Source organism: Methylophaga sp. UBA5088 (assembly GCF_002414625.1).
GTDB classification, from domain to species: Bacteria; Pseudomonadota; Gammaproteobacteria; order Nitrosococcales; family Methylophagaceae; genus Methylophaga; species Methylophaga marina.
On record NZ_DIAC01000026.1, the window covers coordinates 36,717 to 37,048 of the forward strand.

General features: G+C 44.6%; 1 protein-coding gene. It reads right to left on the reverse strand.

All coding sequences use genetic code 11. From position 1 onward, the window contains the following. Positions 1–332 (reverse strand): DUF934 domain-containing protein (locus B4K20_RS03275; protein ID WP_289281865.1); only part of this gene is annotated, 332 nt, incomplete at both ends.

Consider the following 332-nt stretch of genomic DNA (forward strand, 5'->3'; position numbering starts at 1 on the left):
GAAGTCATCAAAAGCCTTCAAGGCTTTGTCGATACGGTTGGGATTGGCAAGCTCAAAGCTGTTAATTCCACACTGTGACATATAGAACAACTGGTCATATAACACATCACCTTGAGCACGTATCTCAGCTTTAAAGCCATAACGTTCACGTAACAGTCTCGCAAATGAGTAACAACGCCCATCAGTGAATGCAGGAAACACGAGAACGATCAAGGAGAAATGAATTAAATCTGGCACCACTTCTTCCAGAGGATCATCACCGCTCAGACGAAGGCCTAATTCACCTTCATGTTTCACCAGTGTTTCATGTTGTTCCTGCCACCGGGCTAAAG